Origin of the sequence: Actinoplanes sp. NPDC026623, from assembly GCF_040638275.1 — a bacterium.
Classification (GTDB): domain Bacteria; phylum Actinomycetota; class Actinomycetes; order Mycobacteriales; family Micromonosporaceae; genus Actinoplanes.
Genome location: NZ_JBEZXZ010000036.1, coordinates 12430 through 35459, shown reverse-complemented (window position 1 = coordinate 35459; position 23030 = coordinate 12430). Strand labels below are relative to the sequence as shown.

General features: G+C 71.4%; 23 protein-coding genes and 1 tRNA gene. 13 read left to right on the top strand and 11 right to left on the bottom strand.

Going from position 1 to position 23030, the window contains the following annotated elements; genetic code table 11:
- Window positions 1–219 precede the first annotated feature (219 nt).
- The 3 genes from AB0F10_RS14095 to AB0F10_RS14085 all read left to right on the top strand — a co-directional run bounded on the left by AB0F10_RS14095 (window position 220) and on the right by AB0F10_RS14085 (window position 2482).
- Window positions 220–915: a bifunctional DNA primase/polymerase gene (locus AB0F10_RS14095; protein ID WP_360623649.1), complete on the top strand. Its 696-nt coding sequence runs from the start codon at window positions 220–222 to the stop codon at window positions 913–915.
- A 223-nt stretch (window positions 916–1138) separates the two neighbouring features.
- Complete coding sequence (locus AB0F10_RS14090; protein WP_360623647.1) at window positions 1139–1618, top strand: GNAT family N-acetyltransferase; 480 nt, start codon at window positions 1139–1141, stop codon at window positions 1616–1618.
- Window positions 1619–1645: 27 nt separating this feature from the next.
- Window positions 1646–2482, top strand: a complete 837-nt coding sequence (locus AB0F10_RS14085) for a class I SAM-dependent methyltransferase (protein WP_360623645.1) — start codon at window positions 1646–1648, stop codon at window positions 2480–2482.
- Here the strand turns inward: AB0F10_RS14085 and AB0F10_RS14080 are convergent, their stop codons facing one another.
- Complete coding sequence (locus AB0F10_RS14080; RefSeq protein WP_360623643.1) at window positions 2483–3085, bottom strand: XRE family transcriptional regulator; 603 nt, start codon at window positions 3083–3085, stop codon at window positions 2483–2485.
- A 46-nt stretch (window positions 3086–3131) separates the two neighbouring features.
- On the opposite strand from AB0F10_RS14080, the gene AB0F10_RS14075 reads away from it, so the two are divergent.
- Window positions 3132–4070 carry an NAD(P)/FAD-dependent oxidoreductase gene (locus tag AB0F10_RS14075; protein WP_360623641.1) on the top strand — a complete coding sequence of 313 codons (939 nt, stop codon included), beginning with the start codon at window positions 3132–3134 and terminating at the stop codon, window positions 4068–4070.
- Between the two features lie 16 nt (window positions 4071–4086).
- Here the strand turns inward: AB0F10_RS14075 and AB0F10_RS14070 are convergent, their stop codons facing one another.
- Complete coding sequence (locus AB0F10_RS14070) at window positions 4087–4947, bottom strand: hypothetical protein (RefSeq protein WP_360623639.1); 861 nt, start codon at window positions 4945–4947, stop codon at window positions 4087–4089.
- Between the two features lie 236 nt (window positions 4948–5183).
- Between AB0F10_RS14070 and AB0F10_RS14065 the strand changes: the two genes are divergently transcribed.
- Both AB0F10_RS14065 and AB0F10_RS14060 read left to right on the top strand, forming a co-directional pair.
- A complete protein-coding gene (locus tag AB0F10_RS14065; protein WP_360623637.1) occupies window positions 5184–6002 on the top strand; it encodes a TIGR02569 family protein in 819 nt (272 codons plus the stop codon).
- Window positions 6003–6012: 10 nt separating this feature from the next.
- The gene (locus tag AB0F10_RS14060; RefSeq protein WP_360623635.1) at window positions 6013–6837 is read left to right on the top strand and encodes a class I SAM-dependent methyltransferase; all 825 of its coding nucleotides are present in this window, start codon (window positions 6013–6015) and stop codon (window positions 6835–6837) included.
- Window positions 6838–7080: 243 nt separating this feature from the next.
- On the opposite strand, the gene AB0F10_RS14055 is transcribed toward AB0F10_RS14060, so the two are convergent.
- The gene (locus AB0F10_RS14055) at window positions 7081–7521 is read right to left on the bottom strand and encodes a hypothetical protein (RefSeq protein ID WP_360623633.1); all 441 of its coding nucleotides are present in this window, start codon (window positions 7519–7521) and stop codon (window positions 7081–7083) included.
- A 319-nt stretch (window positions 7522–7840) separates the two neighbouring features.
- Between AB0F10_RS14055 and AB0F10_RS14050 the strand changes: the two genes are divergently transcribed.
- Together AB0F10_RS14050 and AB0F10_RS14045 are read left to right on the top strand one after the other, a co-directional pair.
- A complete protein-coding gene (locus AB0F10_RS14050) occupies window positions 7841–8407 on the top strand; it encodes a hypothetical protein (RefSeq protein WP_360623631.1) in 567 nt (188 codons plus the stop codon).
- Window positions 8408–8710: 303 nt separating this feature from the next.
- Window positions 8711–8911 carry a hypothetical protein gene (locus AB0F10_RS14045; protein WP_360623629.1) on the top strand — a complete coding sequence of 67 codons (201 nt, stop codon included), beginning with the start codon at window positions 8711–8713 and terminating at the stop codon, window positions 8909–8911.
- A gap of 32 nt (window positions 8912–8943) precedes the next feature.
- Here AB0F10_RS14045 and AB0F10_RS14040 read toward each other — a convergent pair whose 3' ends face one another.
- From AB0F10_RS14040 to AB0F10_RS14020, 5 genes are all read right to left on the bottom strand, one after another.
- Window positions 8944–9489: an NUDIX hydrolase gene (locus AB0F10_RS14040; RefSeq protein ID WP_360623627.1), complete on the bottom strand. Its 546-nt coding sequence runs from the start codon at window positions 9487–9489 to the stop codon at window positions 8944–8946.
- A 149-nt stretch (window positions 9490–9638) separates the two neighbouring features.
- Window positions 9639–9713, bottom strand: a tRNA-Val gene (locus AB0F10_RS14035).
- Between the two features lie 65 nt (window positions 9714–9778).
- Window positions 9779–10243 (bottom strand): peroxiredoxin, encoded by a 465-nt coding sequence (locus AB0F10_RS14030; RefSeq protein ID WP_360623625.1) that lies wholly within the window; start codon window positions 10241–10243, stop codon window positions 9779–9781.
- A gap of 76 nt (window positions 10244–10319) precedes the next feature.
- A complete protein-coding gene (locus AB0F10_RS14025) occupies window positions 10320–10751 on the bottom strand; it encodes a DUF3052 domain-containing protein (protein ID WP_360623623.1) in 432 nt (143 codons plus the stop codon).
- A gap of 108 nt (window positions 10752–10859) precedes the next feature.
- A complete protein-coding gene (locus AB0F10_RS14020; RefSeq protein WP_360623621.1) occupies window positions 10860–13142 on the bottom strand; it encodes a thiamine pyrophosphate-dependent enzyme in 2283 nt (760 codons plus the stop codon).
- Window positions 13143–13408: 266 nt separating this feature from the next.
- Between AB0F10_RS14020 and AB0F10_RS14015 the strand changes: the two genes are divergently transcribed.
- Both AB0F10_RS14015 and aceE read left to right on the top strand, forming a co-directional pair.
- The gene (locus AB0F10_RS14015) at window positions 13409–13813 is read left to right on the top strand and encodes a YjbQ family protein (protein ID WP_360623619.1); all 405 of its coding nucleotides are present in this window, start codon (window positions 13409–13411) and stop codon (window positions 13811–13813) included.
- Between the two features lie 150 nt (window positions 13814–13963).
- A complete protein-coding gene (aceE, locus tag AB0F10_RS14010) occupies window positions 13964–16702 on the top strand; it encodes a pyruvate dehydrogenase (acetyl-transferring), homodimeric type (protein WP_360623617.1) in 2739 nt (912 codons plus the stop codon).
- A gap of 40 nt (window positions 16703–16742) precedes the next feature.
- Here aceE and AB0F10_RS14005 read toward each other — a convergent pair whose 3' ends face one another.
- Both AB0F10_RS14005 and AB0F10_RS14000 read right to left on the bottom strand, forming a co-directional pair.
- Complete coding sequence (locus AB0F10_RS14005) at window positions 16743–17099, bottom strand: metalloregulator ArsR/SmtB family transcription factor (protein ID WP_360623615.1); 357 nt, start codon at window positions 17097–17099, stop codon at window positions 16743–16745.
- The gene (locus tag AB0F10_RS14000; RefSeq protein WP_360623613.1) at window positions 17096–17644 is read right to left on the bottom strand and encodes a dihydrofolate reductase family protein; all 549 of its coding nucleotides are present in this window, start codon (window positions 17642–17644) and stop codon (window positions 17096–17098) included. The genes AB0F10_RS14005 and AB0F10_RS14000 overlap by 4 nt, the downstream gene beginning before the upstream one ends.
- Before the next feature lie 133 nt (window positions 17645–17777).
- Here AB0F10_RS14000 and AB0F10_RS13995 point away from each other — a divergent pair, with 133 nt between their 5' ends.
- Complete coding sequence (locus tag AB0F10_RS13995; protein ID WP_360623611.1) at window positions 17778–19031, top strand: MFS transporter; 1254 nt, start codon at window positions 17778–17780, stop codon at window positions 19029–19031.
- A 27-nt stretch (window positions 19032–19058) separates the two neighbouring features.
- On the opposite strand, the gene AB0F10_RS13990 is transcribed toward AB0F10_RS13995, so the two are convergent.
- A complete protein-coding gene (locus AB0F10_RS13990) occupies window positions 19059–20429 on the bottom strand; it encodes a glycosyl hydrolase family 18 protein (protein ID WP_360623610.1) in 1371 nt (456 codons plus the stop codon).
- 146 nt (window positions 20430–20575) lie between these two features.
- Between AB0F10_RS13990 and gltX the strand changes: the two genes are divergently transcribed.
- Together gltX and AB0F10_RS13980 are read left to right on the top strand one after the other, a co-directional pair.
- Window positions 20576–21985 carry a glutamate--tRNA ligase gene (gene gltX, locus AB0F10_RS13985; RefSeq protein WP_360623608.1) on the top strand — a complete coding sequence of 470 codons (1410 nt, stop codon included), beginning with the start codon at window positions 20576–20578 and terminating at the stop codon, window positions 21983–21985.
- 398 nt (window positions 21986–22383) lie between these two features.
- Window positions 22384–23007, top strand: coding sequence for a hypothetical protein (locus AB0F10_RS13980; protein WP_360623606.1), 624 nt, complete (start codon window positions 22384–22386; stop codon window positions 23005–23007).
- Window positions 23008–23030 lie beyond the last annotated feature (23 nt).

Genomic DNA, 23030 nt, shown 5'->3' with positions numbered 1-23030 from the left:
CGGCGCCGGTGAGCATTGCGGTGTGTCAGCTGCAGTGTGGACCTCACTCGTCCGCGCAGGTCGCACAGGCTGTGTGATCGTCTGCCCACCGATGCTCGATAGTTTCTCATGCAAGTTGCAAGACGTGATCTGCCCGAACAAACGAAGCGTGTCGAGCTTGGTGACGGCGGCCGCGCCTGGTAATGCGGCTACCGATCCCGAATCGGGGGTTTTACGACCATGCAGTGGACCAACAGGCGGCCGATCGGCCCATGGGAGCACATAGATCGGATACGCCTGCGCCGGGCGGCGCTGCGCTATGCCGCTCGCGGCTGGGCGGTGACGCCCGGTGCGTACCTGTCCGGGCACCGTTTCCGCTGCGGGCGGGCCGGCTGCCCGATCATGGGGTGCCACCCCGCGATCGAGTCCTGGGAGGACAACTCCAGCACCGACGCCGGGCGGGTGGCCCGCTGGTGGCGACGCCGGCCGTACACGGTGCTGCTGGCCACCGGCTGGCGGTTCGACGTGCTGGAGGTGCCGGCCACGGTCGGCCTGCGCGCGCTGGGCGCCATCCGCCTGCAGACGGGCGTGCTGGGACCCGAGCGCGGCGACGCCCGGGGCCCGGTCCTGGTGACGCCGACCGGGCGCTGGATGTTTCTGGTCCAGCCCGGCGAGGAGCTCCGGCCCGAGCTCGGCGCCTGCCTGGACGTGCTGCGTCACGGGCGCGGCTCGTGGGTGCCCGCCGCGCCCAGCCGTACGCCCGAGGGCCCGGTCCGCTGGGCCGTCGCACCGGAGCAGACCGGCTGGCACCTGCCGGGATCCGCGGCCGTGCAGGCGGTGCTGCTCGACGCCCTGGACGCCGTCGGCGGCCGCCCACAGCGCACGTTCACGATGATCGTGCCCCGGCAGATGTCGACCGCCCGCCGGGCCGCCTGACACCCGGCAGGTAGACGCCGGGCAGCCGCCGGCCGCCGGGTCGCTGACCCGGATCGCGGACGGTGTTCGGGCATGGTCGGTTACGCACATGTCAGGTGACAACGTATTTGCCTACCTTGCGGTAGCGAGTCACCCGAATAGGTGAACACCAGATCACCCTACGCAGGCAACGGATCCGACCGGCTCCGCCGATCGGTCAACGGGACCTGGCACCATCCATCCAATGATCATGATTCGTACGGCGGAGCCCGGGACACCGGACGCCGTGGCCCTGGTGCGGTCCTACCTGAGCGAGATGGTGGACCGCTACCACGGCCGGCCGATGCCGGCGTCGGCAGTGGACGAGGCGCTCGCCGACGAACCCGCCGACGACGTGGCGGTGCTGCTGGTCGCGTACCGCGGCGAGGAGCCGGTGGGCTGCGTCGGCCTGCGCCTGGCCGAGCCGGGCACCGGCGAGATCACCAAGATGTACGTGCACCCGGGCGCCCGCCGGCTCGGCATCGGACGCCGGCTGCTGTCCGCGGTGGAGCACGCCGCCCGGGAGCGCGGCCTGGGCGTCCTGCGCCTGGACACCCGCACGGACCTGACCGAGGCCCGGTCGATGTACGCGGCCGCCGGCTACGCCGAGATACCGCCGCACCGCGTCGAGCCGTACGCGGATCACTGGTATGCGAAAGACCTGACACCGCCGCGGCAACCATGACCGTCGCTGTCCGGGGAGGATGGCGGCATGACGCACACGCATGATCATGTCGACTGGGGCGAGCACGGACCCGACCTGATCGCCGACGCGGAGATCAACGCGCCGATGGTCGACCAGGCCCTGCACTGGCTCACCGAGCGCATACCGCACGCCGCCCTGGTCCTCGACGTCGGCAGCGGTCCGGGGGTGGCGGCCTGCAGATTCGCCCAACTGCTGCCCGGCGCGACGGTGCTCGCCACGGACGGCTCGGCCCCGCTGGTGGCGCTGGCCCGCTCCCGGGCGGAACGGCTGGGCCTGGCGGACCGGGTCGCCGTCCGCGAGATCAAGTTGCCGGACGGTCTCGCCGATCTGCCGACCGCGGACCTGATCTGGGTCAGCGGCGTTGCGCACCATCTGCCGGATCCGGCAGAAGGGATAAGGGCCTTGGCGGAGCTGCTCCGGCCCGGCGGGCTGCTGGCGCTGCGCGAGGGCGGCCTGCCGCTGCACTTCCTGCCCTCGCACGCGGACGGCGGCCTGACGGCACGGATCAACGCGGTGGACAGCGCCCTGTCCCAGAGCCGCACCCACCCGATGGGCGCGATCGAGCCGCCGCGGGCCTGGCCCGACCTGCTGGCGGACGCCGGGTTGCGCTCGGTGCGCAGCCGCAGCTTCCTGCTGGACCTGCCGGCGCCGCTGAGCGAGGCGGCCCGGCAGCAGCTGGCGCGGACACTGCGGCGTACCCGGCAGATGCTGGACGGGCACCTGACGGGCGCGGACGCGGACCGGCTGGAACAGCTGACCGACCCCGGCGACCCGGAGAGCGTGCTGCGGCGCGCGGACGTCTTCATGCTCCGCGCGGCGACCATCCACACCGCCGTCCGCTAGCTAGACCGGGCCCGCCCGGCCGGAGCGGGTCGAGCGGGCCCGGACGTGCATGCGCTCGCCCTGGCTGCCGAAGATGGTGAGGAACTCGACGGCGTCGCCCGTCACGCTGCCGAACCAGTGCGGGACCCGGGTGTCGAACTCGGCCACCTCGCCCGCCGGCAGCACGAGGTCGTGCTCGCCGAGCACCAGGCGCAGCCGGCCGCTGAGCACGTAGAGCCACTCGTGACCCTCGTGGGTGCGCGGGTCCGGTGTCTGCGGCGGGCCGGCGGGGATCAGGTGCTTGAACGCCTGCGGCCCGCTGGGCTGCCGGCTCAGCGGCACGATCGTCTGCCCGCTGCTGTGCTTGATCGGCCGCGCGTAGATCCGCGGATCGCCGGTGGGCGGGGCGCCGACGAGCTCGTCGAGCGGCACCCGGTAGGCCCGGGCCAGCGGCAGCAGCAGCTCAAGAGTGGCCTTGCGCTGCCCGGACTCGAGCCGGGAGAGGGTGCTCACCGAGATGCCGGTGGTCTCGGCCAGCGCGGTCAGGGTGGTGCCGCGCTCCTTGCGCAGCGCCCGCAGCCGCGGCCCGACCGCGGCGAGCACGCTCTCCTCGTTTGCCGTCATGGCAAAGAAGTTTGCCACCCCTCCGAGGCCCGGTGACCGTGGTGGCATGACATACGACGTGATCGTGATCGGCGGCGGACCCGCCGGGCTCAGCGGCGCGGTGGCCCTCGGCAGGGCGCTGCGCAAGGTGCTGGTGGTGGACGCGGGCTCGCCGCGCAACGCGCCGGCCGAGGGAATCCACAACTACCTGACCCACGACGGCATCTCCCCGGCGCGGTTCCACGCGGCCGGGCGCGCGGAGGTCGAGCGGTACGGCGGCGACCTGATCGAGGCCACGGTGACCTCCGCCGCCCGCGACGGTGACCTGCTGACCGTGACCCTGGCGGACGGCCGGACCATCGCGGCCCGGCGGCTGCTGGTCACCACCGGCCTCACCGACGAGCTGCCGCGGGTGCCGGGCCTGCGCGAACGGTGGGGCCGGGAGGTGGTGCACTGCCCGTACTGCCACGGTTACGAGGCCCGCGGCCGGGCGATCGGCGTCCTCGGCTCCTCCCCGCTCTCGCTGCACCAGGCGCTGATGTGGCGCCAGTGGAGCGACGACGTGACGCTGTTCCTGCACGACGCGCCGGCCCCGGACGCCGAGCAGGCCGAACAGTTCGCGGCCCGCGGCATCTCGGTGGTGCCCGGGAAGGTCGCGGAGGCGGTCGTCGAGGACGACAGGCTGACCGGGGTACGCCTGAGCGACGGCACCGTCGTTCCGCGGGAGGTGCTGGTGGTGGCGCCGCGGTTGACGGCCAACGCCGAACCGCTGCCGTCGCTGGGGCTCACCGCGACGGAGAACGACTTCGGCACCGCCGTGGTCGCCGAGCCGAGCGGCAGGACCGAGGTGCCGGGCGTGTGGGTGGCCGGAAACGTGACCGACCAGATGGCTCAGGTGATCAGCTCGGCGGCCGCGGGCCTGCACGTGGCCGCGCAGCTGAACATGGATCTGATCATGGACGACACCGCGCGCGCGGTCGCCGGGCTCGCGGCCGCCGGCCGATAGGCCCGCCGCGCGGGAGTCAGCGCTCGGCGGCCAGCTCGCGGTAGGCCGCGATCACCGCGGCCGTGCGCTCGGCCAGCTCCGGTCCGGCGTCGGACGGTGCCGGGCCGGCCGCCAGCCGGGAGATGGCCAGCTCCGCCTCCCGGGCGGTCTCGCCGATCCGCTGCTCGCGGATCAGGTTCTCGCCCGCGAGCGCGGCGGCGTTGACGCTCGCCAGGATGCGGTTGGCCGCGTCCGCCGTGGAACGCCACAGCCCCTCGACCCGCAACCGCTGCTCCGCCAGAGCCCGCACCGCCGGGCTGCCGGCGGGAAGATCATGGGGAGCGGCGCCGGCAAGCTCGTCGCGAAGCCGGCGGAGCTGCTGGCGCCGGGCCATGATCGCGGCGAGCTGCTCGAGGGCGGCGGACAGGCTCCGGTCCGCCTCAATCGGGTCGATCATGTGGCACAGCGCGGGCCAGGTGCCGCGGACCCGCCGCGCCACCACGACCGCCCGCTCGAACGCGGTCCGCTCCTCGGCCGAGTACAGGACGTGCACGCCCTCCCCGCGGGGCAGCGCGATGCTGCCGACCCGGGCGGCCCGAGCCTGCCAGCCGACGACGATCGCCACGATCGCGACCGACCCGGCTGCCGACAGCCACCCGGAGACGCCGAGCACGCTCAGCACCGCGGAGACCAGGACCAGGACGAGCGCGACCTGCGAGGCGGACCGCCGGCGGTCCCCGCGGCTGCGCCCGCTCCCGGGCGCGGACGTCACCTCGGTGACGGACCCCCACCGGGAACGCCTGGCGCGCCCGGCACGCATCCGCAGCGGGTACGGCGAGACGACCACCTTCTCCGCGTCGACGCCGATGTGCAGGCCCTGGGGCCGGGATGCGACCACCTGTGCCCCTTCCGCCTGAGCTGAGCCGAGCGGGCCCGGGCACCGAGGGGGGTCGTGCCCGGGTCCGCTCGCCGGCGGAGCCGTCCGCCGGTGACTCAACGAATCGGGTGTGCGCCGCCCCACCTGAGCACGCGCCGGGTGCAGCGTGGGTGCATACATTCCGGCCGCCCGTCCCCAGGCGGTCGATACCCTGACCGGGCAGGGCACCGCGCACACCTCGAGGACGGCCACCACGGATGGATGATCTGGGACCGCCGCCCGCGGTGCGTGCGGCCTTCGGCGCCCACGGCGATCCGGTACGCCTGGCCGGCGGCAAGGGCGGCACCTGGCGGATCGGCGACGTCGTCCTGAAGCCGTCCGAGGGCGACGACGAGGTCCGCTGGCGCGCCGAGGTGCTGACCGCCCTCCCCGGGTCCGCCCGCCTGCGGATCGCCCGCCCGTTACGCGCCGCCGACGGCGACTGGCTGGCCGGCGGCTGGGAGGCGGCCGAGGCCGTCGCCGGGCACCCCGACCGGCGCCGCGTCAACGACGTCATCCGGGTCGGTGCCGCGTTCCACGAGATGGTCGCGGCGGTGCCGCGCCCCGCGTTCCTGGACACCCGGCACAACCCCTGGGCGTACGGGGAGAGCCTCGCCTTCGCCGACGCCCCGCCGCCGGGGCCGCGCCGCGAATCCGAGCTGCTCGACGAGCTGCTCGCCCTGCGCCGGCCGGCGGCCGTGCCCGAGCAGATCGTCCACGGCGACCTGTTCGGCAACGTCCTGTTCAGCGCCGGCCTGCCGCCCGCGGTGATCGACTGGCCGGCGTACTGGCGGCCGCCGGCCTGGGCATCGGCGGTCGCCGCGGTGGACGCGATGGTGTGGCACGGCACCGGCACCGGGGTGATCGGCCGCTGGGCGCACCTGCCGCGGTGGGAGCAGATGCTGGTCCGGGCCGCGATCTACCGGCTCGGCACCTGGGACGCGGCGGGCTGGCCGCAGGAGCCCGAGGACGTCTACCGCCCGGTGGTGGCGACGCTCACCGAGCTGGTCGCACACGGATCCCGGCAAACGCCCTAGGGTCCGGTGCATGGCTGAGATCACGACGAACTTCGATAGCTACGAGCGCCGGATGTGGGCCGGCCGCGCGGCGGCATACACCCGCAGCGCCGCTTCCCTGTGCGGCGCCGTCCGCGACCAGGTCCTCGACCTGGCCGAGGTGGCCGGCGGGAAGCGGATGCTCGACGTGGGCACCGGCCCCGGCACCCTCGCCGCGGCCGCCGCCGCGCTCGGCGCCGTGGTCACCGCCGTCGACGCGGAGCCGAGCATGGCCGAGGCGACCCGGCTCGCCGTGCCCGGCGCCGACGTCCGGGTGGCGATGCTGCCGGACCTGCCCTTCCCGGCCGGGTCGTTCGACGCGGTGACCGCGAACTTCGTGCTCAACCACGTCGGCGACCCCGCCGCGGCGGCCCGCGAACTGGCCCGGGTCACCGCCGCCGGCGGCCGCGTCGCGGTATCGGTCTGGCCGCAACCGCCGCCGCCGCTGCAGGCGCTCTGGGGCGAGGTCGTCGCCGACTCCGGCATACCGCTGCCCGAGGCGCCCCGGGTCGAGGCCGACCGCGACTTCCCGCGTACGCCGGAAGGGCTGGCCGCCCTGCTGCGCGCCGCGGGCCTCGAGGCCGTACGGGTGGAGACGGTGAGCTGGACCCACCGCGTCGACCCGGAGGCGTGGTGGTCCGGCCCGGCCAACGGGCTGGGCGCGATGGGCACGCGGATGCTCGATCTGCCGCCCGGCTCCGTCGCTTTGATCCGGGCGGCGTTCGACCGCGGGATCGCCCCCCACCTCGACGGCGACGGGCGGGTTGGCCTGCCCACCTCGGCCGTGCTGGCCTGCGGCCGACCGGCCGCCGGATAGCGTCAGCGGCGGCCGTTCTTGCGCCGAATGGTGATCACACCCGCGACGACGAGAAGAATGGGAAGAAACAGCCCCCACATCAGCCAGCCGTTCATGGGCAACCTCCGCTAGATCGTGGTCAGCGCCGATCGACACGCGGTCCTCGCGGGCGACACAGGCAGATGTCCGGGTGTGCGTCCTGCGCCCAGCCTCCACCGCGGGCCCCGGCCCCGGCTCATCCCCGCCGAATGAGAACCGCGCCGGCTATGCCGGCGGGTGGCCCGGCACCCAGTGGTGAACCGGATAGGCCCCGGCCGGCAGCGGCGCCGGCTTGGGCACGAAGTAGTTACGGGCCGAGCGCGGCACGCTCAGGGCCACCAACGCGGCCAGGGACGTCACCACGACGCCGCCGCCGGACCACGGGATATCGCCGACGGTGGCCAGTACGGTGACGAGCGTCAGCACGATGCCGAACAGGAGCGTGACCGGCAGCAGCACCAGGCCCACGATCCAGGCCCACATCCGTCCCCGCCCCATCTGGTACGCGAGCACCAGGACGAACAGGCCGAAGACCAGCACGATCGAGTTGAGGAAGAGGAACATCGCGCGGGCGCCGTCGGTCCAGCCCTCCCGGCCCAGGTTGTCCACCACGCCGTACGCGACCCGGCCGACGATGAGCACGCCGACGATCGCGAACAGGCTCACCCCGATCTCCACCGACTGCGGCCTCCGGCGCTCCTGGACCGCAGACGTGCCCCCGTACGACATCCCGTTTCCCCCATCGCATCGAAAAAGATAATTGCGATGATCCCATTGCTGATCGTCGAGGCCGGGTCCGGGGCGGGACGCACTCCGCGCCGCGACGAAGCGGATCGCCATGAGACGCGGGCCCCCCCGGCCCGAAGCACCCGGCCTCGCCGCCAAGAGGGGGTGCGGAGCCGGGCAGACGCCCCGACGCGGGCGGCCGTATCCTCTGGGCTCCTCAATGATCAAGACACGTTCGCTCCGTCCGGAGGACACGCAGATGAACCCCGCTCCCCCGGCGCCCGCCATCCCCCGTCGAAGCCCCCGCCAGTGGATCCAACTGCTCGTCGGACCGGTCTTGGCGGGCGCCTTGTTCCTCGCGGGCGTGCTGCACTCGGCGTGGTACGAACCCGAACCGTCCGACTGCCGCAGCCGGCCGGAGACGGTAAGCCAGATCCGCGAGGAACCGGTCGTCACCCAGCACCCGAAATCGACGCGGCTCAGCAGGCCCAGCGAGGTGGTCACCTGCAACACCGCACCGGCCGACGGGCCCCTCAGCTTCGTGTCGAACGGCGTCATCAGCCGGGAACTCACCACGTCGATGAACCCGGCGGACATCCGCGCGTACTACGCCGATCTGGCCGAACGCTCCGGCTGGCGGCCCGACCCGTTCGCCGTCGGCCTGTACTCGGCGACCAAACCGGCCGGCGACTGCCCGTGGTGGTTCGTCGTGACCGCCGAGAAGGACGGATACGGGATCGCGGTCCACTTCCAGCCGATCGGTGTGCCCGCCGACGACTGCGCGTGGGCGTCCGGCAGACCCATGCTCCTCCCGCTCACCGACTGAGCAAACCCTCAACCGCCGCCGAGGCGCTCCAAGCGCAATGACCACAGTGGACGCCATGTCTCCCGCAGCGTGATGACGTCCCGATCTGGCCCCAGCCTCGCCATCGGCCGGCCGTTCGCGGTCACGGACTGTCGCAGGGGACACGGCGTGCGACACCATTCTCAAACACCCACTCACACTGCGGTTGCAGAAGGTGGGGGCTGATGACCAAGGTGACCAGCACGATCACAGCCGCATTGGCACTGCTCGGAGTCGTGCTGGGCGGAGGGCGAGTTCGCCGCCGTCCGGCGGCTGGTGTCCGAGTTGCAGGAGACGGTGCAGTCGGCAAATCGCGTGGTCATAGCCGTCCGGCAGATCGCCGCGGCGCGAGCCACCGTCGCCGAGGCGGAGATCTCCCCGGACGCCTTCGAAAACCTGGCCGCCGCCGAACGACGGCTCCTCTGCGCGATCCGCCGCGAACTGGGCCTGACATCCAAGGCTGAAAACCCGGCTACCGACGGCTGACCCGTCACGACAGGGCCCGGCATATCCGCTAGTCAATCGCGCAGGCGTGCTGGCCGCTCAGCGGCGGCAAGGCCGGCCAGCCACTGCGCATGCCCGCGAATGCGGGACAGGTCGTCGGGAAAGCAGCTCTCCCACGGGTGATCCAGGCTCATCCAGGCGGCGGGCTGACCGGGCTCGGCCACCAGCGGAGCCGCGGGGTCGGCGATCGCGGCGTAGGACAACCCCAGGGCCACGGGCTTGCCGGGATGATACGAGCGGACGCAGACGGCGGCCGGCCGGTCGAGGAGATCGACGTCCAGCCCGGTCTCCTCGCGCAGCTCACGACGCGCCGCTTCGCGGGGCGTCTCCCCAGGTTCGACCTTGCCGCCGGGCGGAACCCAGGCCCGCCACGGATGACGCACCAGCAGAACCTGGGACAGGCCCGCGTCGAACACCCAGACCTCGGCCGCCAGCGGATCCTCCGGGCCGGCACCGGCGGAAGCCACCCAGCCCGCGACGTCGTCGAACTCGACCCGTGCATTGCCGACGTCGCCCAACGCGGCCTCCAGCGACTGCCGCTGCAACTCGTCACGCCCCATGGCCGCAACCTAGCGAGGGGGTACGACACCGCCGAGCTGGTCAACGGATTGCCGGCCTGTTGTGGAGACCCGCGACGGACAACTGAGACGGAGCGGGCGCCGGCGGTGCCGGTGCCGGTGCCGGTGCCCACTGTTCGTCCTGGTGGGGATGGTGGGCGCGGTAGGTTTCGAACCTACGACCCCTCGCTTGTAAGGCGAGTGCTCTCCCACTGAGCTACGCGCCCGGTTCCGTGGCAACCGGAATGGTCATCGTACCGTGCCCCACCGCGGGCCCTCGCGGCGCCGCAGGTCAGAAAATGATCTCTGACAGCGTCTGCCGCCAGCTCTTCTGGTCCCGGGCCTCGCCGGGGCCCTGCATGTGGGCATAACGGACCAAGCCGTCCTTGTCGATCACGAAGGTCCCCCGGTTGGCGAAGCCCGCCTCGGAATGGAAGACCCCGTACGCCCGCGCCACCTCGCCGTGCGGCCAGAAGTCGGCCAGCAGCGGGAATTCGTAGCCCTCGCGGTCCGCCCAGACCTTGTGGCTGTACACCGAGTCGACGCTCACCGTCAGCACCTGGACGTGCTCGTTCGCGTACTCGGAGAGGTTGTCGCGGATCTCCGCTAGCTCGCCCTGGCACGTACCGGTGAAGGCGAGCGGGTAGAAGACCAGCAGCACCGCCTTGCGGCCCTTGAAGTCCGCGAGGCTGACCTCCTGGTTGTTCTGGTCCTTCAGGGTGAAGTCCGGCGCCGGGGCGCCCACATTGATCGACATCAGAACACCTTAACCGCACGCACGTCGAATGGCCGGTCACCCGTCGATATGGGTGCCGGCCGGAACAGCGCCGCTGTTACTTCTTCTTGGCGCCGCGCGGTGAGACCAGCCTTGCGGCCGTCCAGTCCTGGCCCGCGTTCACCGTGGAGGTCTGCTGGAGACCGGCGGTCGGCGCGGACTCGCTGACTTCACTCGGCTCGACGTGGCCTTCGCGGCCGGCCTTCGGGGTCAGCAGCCACACCACTCCGCTGTCGGCCAGCGGCCCCAAAGCATCGGTGAGCAGCTCGAAGAGGTCACCGTCGCCGTCGCGGTACCAGAGCAGTACCGCGTCGACCACCTCGTCGGTGTCCTCGTCGACCAACTCGCCACAACGTTCGGCCAGGGCGTCACGGAGGTCTTCGTCGACATCGTCGTCGTAGCCCATCTCCATGACCACCATGCCCGGTTCGATCCCGAACCGGTCCGCCGGGCTACGTACGCCATCGGCCTGACCAGCGGTCGCGCTCACTGTCGAATGCCTCCTTGTTCCGTGGTGGGGCCGGAATGCCGACCCCGGTCTGGGTAGTCCACACAGTTGCGGCGCTGCGCGCAAGTGGCGCACCGAGTGTGAGGCAATTTACCGTGCCAGCAGGGCATGGGCACCCTGTGTGATGGCATCCTCCCCGATCAGGACATGTTGCGCTGCCGGACCCAGCGGAACAAGGGAGTCGGCGGAGGCAATCCGGCGGACCGCGCCCACGAATCCGCCGTCGACAAGCGCCGCCAGGATGCCTTCGCCGACGCCGCCGGACCGCCTGGTCTCGTCCACGATCAGGACGCGGCCGGTCGCGGAGGCCTCCCTGACCAGGTCGGATGCGGGCAGGGGCGACAGCCAGCGCAGGTCGACCACCCGGGAGCCGTAGCCCTCGGCGGCCAGCCGGGCCGCGACGCGCAGCGACATCCGTACGCCGTTGCCGAAGGTCAGGATCGTGAGATTGTCCGCTGAACCCACCGGGTAGGTGCGGGCCCGGCCGATCGGCATGTGGCCGCCCGACCAGTCTCCGGGACCCGCGTACGGCGCCAGCCACTCGTTGTCGCCGGGCTCGTACAGGTCGCGGGTGTGGTAGAGGGCGATCGGCTCCAGGTAGACGCAGACGCTGCCGTCCACCGCCGCGGCGGCCAGGCAGGAGCGCAGCATCGCGGCCGCGTCCGCGGGGCGGGCCGGCACGGCGAGCACCAGGCCCGGGATGTCGCGCAGCACCGCCACCGAGTTGTCGTTGTGGAAGTGCCCACCGAAGCTCTGCTGGTAGGCCAGGCCCGCGACCCGGACGACCATCGGGTTGCGGAACGCGCCCTGCGAGAAGAAGCCCAGGGTGGCCGCCTCTCCGCGTAGCTGGTCCTCGGCGTTGTGCAGGTATGCCAGGTACTGGATCTCCGGGATGGGCAGCAGCCCGGCCAGGCCGGCGCCCAGGGCGAGGCCCAGGATGGACGTCTCGTCGAGCAGGGTGTCGAAGACCCGGTCGGCGCCGAAGCGGTCCCGCAGGTTCTTCGTGACGCCGTAGACGCCGCCCTTGACGGCGACGTCCTCGCCGAACAGCATCGCGCCGGGCTCGGCCAGCAGGGCGTCGGTGAGGGTGGCGTTGATGGTCTGCGCGAGGGTGAGCGGGCCGCCCTGCTCCGGCAGCCGGCCGCCGAAGGCCTGCATCCGGGCGGCCGAGCCCGGTCCGGCGGCCCGGCCGGCCGCGTCGGCGATGCTGCGGGCGGCGCGCAGCGGGCGGCGCGGCGCCAGCGGGGCGACGACCTCGGCGGCGCCGGCGAGCTTGGGCTCGCTCAGCACGTCCTCGGCGACCTTGCGGACCTGCCAGCCGACCTCGTCGTAGCGGGCGATCAGGTCTTCCGGGGTGGCGAATCCGCCCTCGACGAGCAGCCGGGCGGTGCCGGCGAGGGGGTCGCGCGCCAGGTCCGCGGTGATGTCCTCGGACGACCGGTACGCGACCTCGGCGTCCGCGCCCGCGTGGCCCATGAGCCGGACCATCGTCAGGTGCAGCACGGCCGGGCGGCGCTGCTCGCGGACCCAGTCGGCGGCCTCGCGGGCGGCGTCGTAGGTGGCGGCGACGTCGCAGCCGTCCGCCGCGAAGTAGCGGATGCCGGGGCGGGTGCGCAGCGTCTCGGCGGTCCAGCCGTCGGGCGACGGGACGCTGATGCCGAAGCCGTTGTCCTCGCAGACCAGCAGCAGCGGCAGGCGCTGGCCGGTGTGGTCGTACCAGCCGGCGGTGTTGAAGGCCGCGGTCGCGCTGGCGTGGTTGACCGAGGCGTCTCCGAAGGAGGCGACGGCCAGGGCGTCGGCCGGCCAGGGTGCGCGAAGGTTGCGGGCGATGCCGAAGGCGAGGCCGACGGCCCGGGGCAGGTGCGAGGCGATCGTCGAGGTGGTCGGGATGACCTGCAGGTCGGCGCGGCCGAAGACCTTGTGCCGGCCGCCGGCGATCGGCTCGGCGGCGGAGGCCACCACCCCGCGCAGGACGTCGCGCACGGCCTCGACCAGTGGGTCCTTGGCGGACTCGTCGTCGCCTTCCAGGCCGGCCTGGAAGGCGCGGACACAGTAGAACGCGCCGGAGCGGTAGTGCAGCAGCGCCGGGTCGTCGGGGCGCAGCGCGGCGGCGACGGCGGCGTTTCCCTCGTGGCCGGACGAGCCGATCGTGTAGAAGCCCTCGTTGAAGCTGCGCAGCCAGCGCGCGGCGAGGTCGAGGTGCCGGCTGGCCAGCTGGGCGTCGAAGAGTTCCCTGGCCCGGGCCCCGGTCAGGGTAGAGCCTTCGCGGACCGGTTCGTCGGGCGTGCGGCGCTGCTCGCCCGGCTGCAGTGCCGAGACGGCGTCACGGAATCGCTCGTCGAGGTTTTGCGGGGTGGTCACGCGACCCAGCATCGCCGACGGTGGCGAGCACCGCCACCGCGCATGATGCCATCGGACACTCCCGCAGGGGGCGCGGTTCACCCGAATGACCGCACCGGCGCGGGGTGAGCGCGGCCGGAAACGGCGCGGGCCGGCCGCACCCGGTGGTGGAGTCGGTGGATGGCGGTGCTCGGTCGGGTCGCGCAGTGTGGCTGCTGGTTTCTGGTCGTGGGCGTGTGCTTCCTCGTGCTGGACCTCTTCACGTAGCCCGGTGGCCGCGGATGGCAGACTTTCCGGTCATGGACACCACCGTGATCACCGTGCGGACCGGGGACCGGCCCACCGTCCTGGACATCACGGCCGAGGTCGAGCGGTTCGTCAGCGGGCGAGGCGACGGCCTCCTGCACGTCTTCGTGCCGCATGCCACCGCCGGGCTCGCCATCATCGAGACCGGGGCCGGGTCGGACGAGGACCTGCTGAAAGCCGTCGACGACCTGCTCCCGGCCGAGGACCGGTGGCGGCACCGGCACGGCTCGAAGGGGCACGGTCGTGATCATGTACTGCCGGCCTGGATCCCCCCGTACGCCTCACTGCCGGTCATCGGCGGGCGCCTCGCGCTCGGCACCTGGCAGTCGATCTGCCTCGTCGATCCCAACGGCGACAATCCGCAGCGGCAGGTCCGGCTCAGCTTTCTCCCCGGCTGACCAGAAGTTACTGGTCAGTACCTGTGTCGAGCATCGCGTACGAGCGCGGTAGGCGTGACGCCAGCCACCGACAGGGGGCAGGATGGACCTATTCCCCGTGCGGTTCACACGATGAGCGCACGGCCCGACACCCGACTTAGAGGAATGCCTGTGGCCACGGAACGCAAGCGCCCGGTGATCAGCGACGGCCTGCCGAGCCAGCTTCCGGACATCGACCCCGAGGAAACCAGCGAGTGGGTCGAGTCGCTCGACGGAGTCATCGACGATGGCGGAGCCAAGCGCGCACGCTACGTGATGTTGCGACTGCTCGAACGGGCCCGGGAGCGACAGGTCGGCGTGCCGCCCCTGACGTCGACGGACTACATCAACACGATCTCGCCCGAGCGTGAGCCGTGGTTCCCCGGCGACGAGTTCGTGGAGCGGCGGATCCGGGCCTACATCCGGTGGAACGCCGCGATGCTGGTGCACCGCGCCCAGCGGCCCGAGATCGGCGTCGGCGGCCACATCTCCACCTACGCCTCCTCCGCGAGCCTCTACGAGGTGGGCATGAACCACTTCTTCCGCGGCAAGGAGCACCCCGGCGGCGGCGACCACATCTTCTTCCAGGGTCACGCCTCCCCCGGCATGTATGCCCGGGCGTTCCTCGAGGGCCGGCTCAGCGAGCACGACCTGGACGGCTTCCGCCAGGAGTTGTCGCACGCGGGCGGCGGCCTGCCGTCCTACCCGCACCCGCGGCTGATGAACAACTTCTGGGAGTTCCCGACGGTCAGCATGGGCCTCGGCCCGCTGAACGCGATCTACCAGGCCCGCTACAACCGCTACCTGCACAACCGCGGCATCAAGGACACCAGCCAGCAGCACGTCTGGGCCTTCCTCGGCGACGGCGAGATGGACGAGGTCGAGTCGCTCGGCGCGATCGGCCTGGCGGCCCGCGAGGAGCTCGACAACCTGACCTTCGTGGTCAACTGCAACCTGCAGCGCCTCGACGGCCCGGTGCGCGGCAACGGCAAGGTCATCCAGGAGCTGGAGGCCTTCTTCCGCGGCGCCGGCTGGAACGTCATCAAGGTCGTCTGGGGCCGCGAGTGGGACCCGCTGCTCGCCGCCGACAACGACGGCGCCCTGGTCAACCTGATGAATGTCACGCCGGACGGCGACTACCAGACATACAAGGGCGAATCGGGCGCGTATGTGCGGGAGAACTTCTTCGGCCGGGACCCGCGCACCCGCAAGCTGGTCGAGGGCATGACCGACGACCAGATCTGGAACCTCAAGCGCGGCGGCCACGACTACAAGAAGCTCTACGCGGCCTACAAGGCGGCCACCGAGCACACCGGCCAGCCCACCGTGATCCTCGCCAAGACGATCAAGGGCTGGACCCTGGGCTCGCACTTCGAGGCCCGCAACGCCACGCACCAGATGAAGAAGCTGACCCTGGACGACCTCAAGCAGTTCCGGGACCGGCTCTACCTGGACATCCCGGACTCCAAGCTCGAGGAGAACCCGTACCTGCCGCCGTACTTCCACCCCGGTGAGAAGTCCGACGAGCTGCAGTACATGCTCGACCGCCGCAAGGAGCTGGGCGGCTTCGTGCCGAGCCGGCGCACCAAGCACAAGTCGCTGGCGATCCCGGAATCGAAGACCTTCGGCGACGTCAAGCGCGGCTCGGGCAAGCAGAAGGTCGCCACCACCATGGCGTTCGTCCGGCTGCTCAAGGACCTGATGCGCGACAAGGAGTTCGGTTCCCGCTGGGTGCCGATCATCCCGGACGAGGCGCGAACGTTCGGCATGGACTCGCTCTTCCCGACGAAGAAGATCTACTCACCGCACGGCCAGACCTACACGTCGGTCGACCGGGAGCTCTTCCTCTCCTACAAGGAAGCGACGAACGGCCAGATCCTGCACGAGGGCATCAACGAGGCCGGCTCGACCGCCAGCTTCATCGCGGCCGGCACCTCGTACGCGACGCACGACGAGCCGATGATCCCGCTCTACATCTTCTACTCGATGTTCGGCTTCCAGCGCACCGCCGACGAGCTGTGGGCGGCCGCGGACCAGATGACCCGCGGCTTCCTGCTCGGCGCCACCGCCGGGCGGACCACGCTCAACGGCGAGGGCCTGCAGCACGAGGACGGGCACTCGCTGCTGATCGCGGCGACGAACCCGGCCGTGGTGGCCTACGACCCGGCGTTCGCGTTCGAGATCGCGCACATCGTCGAGAACGGCCTGCACCGGATGTACGGCGAGCACCAGGAGAACGTCTTCTACTACCTGACCATCTACAACGAGCCGATCCTGCAGCCGGCCGAGCCGGCCGAGGTCGACGTCGACGGCCTGCTCAAGGGCATCTACCGCTACGCGGCGGCTCCGGACACGACCGGACCGAAGGCGCAGATCCTCGCCTCCGGCACGGGCATGCAGTGGGCGATCAAGGCACAGACGCTGCTGGCGCAGGACTGGGGCGTCGCCGCGGACGTGTGGTCGGTCACGTCCTGGACGGAGCTGCGCCGCGATGCCGTCGCGACCGAGGAGCACAACCTGCTCAACCCGGGCGACCAGCCTCGCAAGCCTTACATCGAGACCAAGCTGGAGGGCACCGAGGGCCCGGTCGTCGCCGTCAGCGACTGGATGCGGGCCGTGCCCGACCTGATCAGCCGCTGGGTGCCGAACGACTACACGTCGCTGGGCACCGACGGCTTCGGCATGAGCGACACCCGGCACGCGCTGCGCCGCCACTTCCACGTGGACGCGGAGTCGATCGCGGTGGCGACGCTGCGCCAGCTGGCGCTGCGCGGCAAGGTGCCGATGCACGTGCCGGCCGAGGCCGCGAAGAAGTACGCGATCGACGACGTCAACGCCGCGCCGGTGGGCGAGACCGGCGGCGACAGCTGATCGACGGGCGAGGCAGGGGAGCCGGGCCGGGCTCCCCTGCTCATCCCGGCGGTGTCGGGCCGGGCTGCTCCATGAGCCGCCGGAGGTGGGCGTCGAGCTTGTCGAAGCTGGACTCCCAGAACCGGCGGTAGCGCTCGACCCACTCGGTGGCTTCGCGCAGCGGCTCCGCCTCCAGCCGGCAGGGCCGCCACTGTGCCTGCCGGCCGCGGGAGATCAGGCCCGCCTGTTCCAGCACCTTCAGGTGCTTGGAGACGGCCGGGAGCGTCATCGCGAACGGCTCGGCCAGCTCGTTGACCGTCGCCTCGCCCTCGGCCAGCCGGGCCAGGATCGCGCGGCGGGTCGGATCCGCGAGCGCGCCGAAGACGACGCTCAGCCGGTCCGTGGCCACCGGGCTCATTCCGGCACGTAGGTGATGACCTCGACGCCGGTCTTGGTGGTGAAGTGGCCGGCCTGCCGCAGTGCCACCTTGGTGCCTTCGTCCCACAGCTTGCGGCCCTCGCCGACGACGACCGGGAAGATCATGATCCGGTATTCGTCGATGAGGTTGTGCCGGGTCAGCAGGTTGACCAGGCTGGCGCTGCCGTTGATCATCAGGGTGCCGGCCTCGGCCTTGAGCTTCTTGACCGCCTCGACGACGTCGCCCTTGATGAACTCGGCGTTCCACTCCGGCTCGGTCAGGGTGGTGGTGGCCACGTGCTTACCCATGCCGTTCATCTTCTTGCCGAAGTCGCCGGTCTCGGCCTCCATCTTCGGCCAGGCCTCCTTGAAGCCCTCGTAGGTCCGGCGGCCCAGCAGCATCGCGTCGGCCTCCTTGAGGTTCTCGGCCTGCCAGTTGCTGAGCTCCTCGTTGAAGTACGGCCCACTCCAGGCCGGCTCCTCGAAGACGCCGTCGAGGGTCACGTACTCCACCGCGTAGATCTTGCCCATCGTCTTCGCCTCCACGTTGTTTTACCATCTGGTTAATTAGCCAGTTGGTAAATTACTCGGCCTTCCGGCGCCCGTCAAGAGTCGGACTCTTCCCTGGGAGACCGCGATCCCCTAGGGTCCGAGAATCTTTCGCGTCTCCGGAGGTGCAATGAGCGTCACGCAGGGCACGCCGGCCGCGCTGGCAGAGCCGGTGGTGCCGGTACGGCGCTCCTGGGTCGGCCTGCTCTTCGCCGCGAACCTCGGACTCTGGATGGCGTTCTTCACGCCGGTGCAGGTGCTGCTGCCCGAGCAGATCACCGACATCGGCATCGTCGGCAAGGAAGCGGCGCTGGGCTGGGTCACCGCGCTCGGCGCGCTGGTCGCGATCATCGTCAACCCCGCGGCGGGCGCGCTCTCCGACCGGACCCGGCTGCGGATCGGCGGACGCACCTACGGGCGCCGGCACGTGTGGACGCTCGCGGGCGCCGCCATCTCGTGCGTGTCGTTGCTGGGCCTCGCCGGGCAGCAGCACATCGCGGGCGTGGCGCTCGGCTGGGCGGGCACCCAGGTCGGGCTCAACATGATGCTGGCGACGCTGACCGCGGCGGTGCCGGACCGGGTGCCGGTCGGGCAGCGCGGTGCGGTCTCCGGCTGGATCGGCATGCCGCAGGCGCTCGGCCTCGTGCTCGGCGCGGTGCTGTGCACGGCGGTCGTCACCGGCGTCGCCTCGGGGTACGTGGCGATGGCCCTGGTCCTGGTCCTGCTCGCCGTGCCGTTCGCGCTGCTGACGCCGGACGATCCGCTGCCGGTCGAGGCGAAGCGGCCGCGCTCGCAGACGAGCATCTGGCGCACCTTCCGCGACAACCCCGACTTCGCCTGGGCCTGGGGCACCCGGTTCCTGGTCCAGCTGGGCAACGCGCTCGGCACGCTGTACCTGCTGTACTTCCTCACCGACCGGGTCAGGCTCGACGACCCGGACGGCGGCCTGCTGATCCTGATCCTGCTGTACACGGTGGGCATGGTGGCGACGGCGGTGTTCGGCGGGCGGCTGTCCGACCGGTCCGGGCGGCGCAAGATCTTCGTGATCTGGTCCGGCGTGATCATCGCGATCGCGGCGCTGCTGCTGGCGATCTGGCCGACCTGGGAGGTCTCGATGGTGGCCTCGGTGCTGCTGGGCGCCGGCTACGGGGTCTACCTGGCCGTGGACAACGCGCTCATCACCCAGGTGCTGCCGGCCGCGGTGGACCGGGCCAAGGACCTCGGGGTCATCAACATCGCGACGGCGGCGCCGCAGGTGCTGGGCCCCGCGATCGCGGCACCGCTGGTCACCCACCTCGGCGGCTATCCCACGCTGTACGCGCTGACGGCGGCCGTGACGCTGCTCGGCGCGGTCATGGTGGTCCGCATCCGTGCGGTCCCCTGAACCAGCGGGACCGCACGGAGCGACCCGTTACGCGGGGAGGACCCAGCGCTGGTTGGCGCCGGCGAAGCAGTCCCAGATCTGCAGGCGGGTGCCGTTCGCCGAGCTGCTGTTCGACGCGTCCAGGCACCGGCCGCTCGCCGGGTTGCGCAGCGTGCCGTTGCTCTGCGCCTGCCACTGCTGCGCGCCCGTGCCGTTGCAGTCGTAGAGCTGCACCAGCGCGCCGTTCGCCGTGCCGGCGGCCGCGACGTCCATGCACTTGCCCAGCGCCCGCAGCGTGCCGTCGGTGGCCACGGTCCAGGTCTGCGCGGCGGTGCCGTTGCAGTCGTAGAGCTGGACGGCGGCGCCGTTGGCCGACGAGGCAGCGGCGACGTCGACGCACTTGCCGGCGACGCCGGTGATCCGGCCGGTGCGCCCCGACGGCGGGTTCGTCGGCGGCGGGGTGGTGCCGCCGGTCACCGTCGTGTAGATCGCGTTGACCAGCGAGTTCGCGCCGGTCGCGTCCTGGGACAGCTCCCAGTTCATCATGCCGCCGGCGTTCGCCATCGCCCACTGGGTCTTGCGGCGAATCGTCGGCAGGCCGTTGTAGCACTCGTTGACGCCGCCGATCGTGGCGCAGTCCTGGTTGGCGAAGGCCGGGTTCGTGGCGACGATCTGGGCGTACGTCAGATAGCCGGGGCGGCTGTAGAACGGCACGCCGAGGACCGCCTTCGCGGCCGGCAGGCCGCGGCCCTTCCAGAAGTTGACGCTGGCGATCGACCAGTCGTAGTTGGCGTGCGGGCTGCCGCCGTCGTACGCCATGATGTTGAGCCAGTCGACCATGCCGAAGACCGCGGGCTGCACGCCGTTCGCGGTGCCGCCCTCGGAGACGACCGCGGCGGTGAGCAGCTTGCCCTGGTTGTGCAGGGCCGTGCTGAGCTGTTGCATCAGGGCCGTGTAGTTGTTGCCGGAGGTGCCGGGGTCGGGGTATTCCCAGTCGATGTCGATGCTGTCCAGGTTGTACTGGCCGACCAGGCCCATGACGGCGTTGACGAACGTGGTGCGTGCGGAGGAGTTGCCGGCGAGCGCCTCGAACGCGGAGTCGTTCCCGTCGTTCCAGCCGCCGAGCGCGAGCCCGACCTTGACGTTGTTCTGGTGGCCGAGCGAGACCAGTTGCTGCAGCTTGCCCGGGTCCGGCACCGCCTGCAGGGTGCCGTTCGAGTTCGGCAGCACGAACGCGTAGTTGATGTTGGTCAGCTTGCCGTACTGGATGGCGGCGACGTTGCCGGCCCACGACGGCTGGTAGCCGACGCTCTTGAAGTTGCCGGGCAGGACGGCCGCCTCGGAACTGCTCTGGAAGGCGACCGCGCTCACGGCGGCCACGGCGACCGCGAAGGCGGCGGCGGCCAGTTGTCGTTTCATGGGGGAACCTCTCTGTCCGGCGCGGGGGCGCCGTCGGGGATGACATCGAGCGTTCAAATATTAAGAAGCCTTACTAATAATCGTCAATATACGGCGTGATAAAAGGTCGCCGACAAAGACCTCGACGAGCGCCGTAGGCTGGTCGGGTGACAGTTCGCGTACGCTTCGCCCCTTCTCCGACCGGAATGTTCCACGTTGGCGGCGCCCGCTCGGCGCTGCAGAACTGGATCGTCGCCCAGCAGACGGGCGGCGTCTTCGTCTTGCGCATCGAGGACACCGATGCAGCCCGCAACCGTCCCGAATGGACCGAGGCGATCATCTCGGCGCTCGACTGGATCGGCATCGAGCGGGGCACCTACGAGGGCCCCTACTTCCAGTCGGCGTACGCCGATGAGCACACCGCCGCCGCGACCCGCCTCTACGGCGAGGGCCGCGCCTACTACTGCGGCTGCACCCGCGACGACGCGGTGGCCCGCTCGGGCAACAAGCACACCGGCTACGACGGCTTCTGCCGCGACCGCGGCCTCGGCCCCGGCGAGGGCCGGGCGCTGCGCTTCCGCACGCCCGACGAGGGCGAGACCGTGGTCGTCGACATGGTCCGCGGCGAGCCCACCTTCGAGAACAAGCTGATCGAGGACTTCGTCATCGCCCGCAGCGACGGCTCCGCCGTCTTCCTGCTGGCGAACGTCGTCGACGACATGACCATGGGCATCACCCACGTGATCCGCGCCGAGGAGCACCTGCCCAACACCCCGAAGCAGCAGCTGCTGTGGGAGGCGCTCGGCGTCAAGCCGCCGGTCTGGGCGCACGTGCCGGTCATCGTCAACGAGAAGCGGCAGAAGCTCTCCAAGCGGCGCGACAAGGTGGCGCTGGAGTCCTACCGCGACGAGGGCTACCTCGCCGCCGCGATGCGCAACTACCTGATGCTGCTCGGCTGGGCACCCTCCGGCGACCGCGAGATCGTGCCGTGGTCGGTCGTCGAGGAGGAGTTCAAGCTTGCGGAGGTCAGCCACTCGCCCGCGTTCTTCGACGTCAAGAAGCTGCGGGCGTTCAACGGCGACTACATCCGCGCCCTGGACGCCGAGGAGTTCGCCGCGGTCTGCGCGCCCTGGCTGGGCGGCACCGACACGATCCCCGCGCCGCCGTGGGACCCGTCCGCCTTCGACCCGACCGTGTTCGCCGCGGTCGCCCCGCTGGCGCAGACCCGCATCGCGGTGCTCAGCGAGATCGTCGAATACGTCGACTTCCTCTTCCTCGACGAGCCCGTCTCGGACGAGCAGTCGTGGAACAAGGCGATGAAGGAGGGCGCCGCCGACATCCTCGACGCCGCCGCCGCGGCGTTCGGCGCGCAGTCCGACTGGTCGGCCGAGCCGCTCAAGGCGGCCCTCGAGCAGGTCGGCGAGGAGCGCGGGCTCAAGCTGGGCAAGACCCAGGCACCGGTACGCGTGGCCACGACCGGCCGCACCGTCGGCCTGCCGCTGTTCGAGTCGCTCGAGGTCCTGGGCCGGGAGCGGACGCTCGCCCGGCTGGCCGCGGCCCGCGCGAAGCTGGGCTAGCCGCAGGCTCGTGACCGTTCGGTACGCGCGCGCCCGGTTTGCGGCGCGCGCGTACCGCACGAGGCAACGCCTTGACCAGGTGCGAACGTCCTACGGGTATGAACGTCAGCAGCATGGGTGACCGGGCACGGCGGAACTTGCGATGCCTAGGTACTATTCGCCCGCTGAACAGCGACCGTCTTCGCCGCCGCAACCGATCCCAGATGGCTCCAATTCGTCCCGGTCCGAGATGCGGCCGAGACCATCTGCGGGAAGGCTGTGAGCACGGCCGTGCCGTCGTCGGCTCGGCCGAGCCGGACCGGCACGACGAACAGCGCGAATGTTTTCATCCACGGGGGCGGGGAGGCCGGACGGTGGTTCAAGGGGTGATCGCCCGATTCTTATCGGCGGCAGGCGTCATGGCGGCAGGTGTCGCACTCAGCGCCGGGCTGGTTCCGCTCGCCGGACCGGCCGCGGCCGCGCCGAAGGTGCCGGCCAAGCCGACCGCGATACGGATCACCGGGCAATTCCCGGGTAACAAGATCATCGTGCAGCAGGCCGAGCGGGACGACCTGTTCAAGCGGCTGCTGAGCGAGGTCAACTGGCTGGCGAACACGGCACCGACGACGTCGGCGCCCAAGGCCGGCAAGACGGGACCGAAGTTCGTCGTCACCGTCATGATCAAGGACAAGGCGACCCAGGTCTACGACCTCTACCCCAACGCCGCCGGCGGCCCCCGGGCATACCGGCCGGCCAAGCAGCCGACGGGCAAGAGGCAGGCCGGCTGGTTCTACGGCCGGCTGACCATGTCCGAGTCGCTGCGCCTGAGCGGGGTGCCGCTCAAGCCGAAGCCGGACGTGGTCACGGGCGGCATCGGTGGCGGCGCGGGCCAGGAGGTCGCGGCCGACGAGACGAACCCGGTCGAGAACGTCAACCACGTCCTCGCCGACTTCCGCCGGCTGTTCCTGCTCAACGCGGCGGTGCTGATCGTCATCCTGCTCGGCCTGGCCGGCATCGCCTACCTGATCCGCCGGCGGGTCTGACCCCGGTTTCGCCCGGGCGCGGC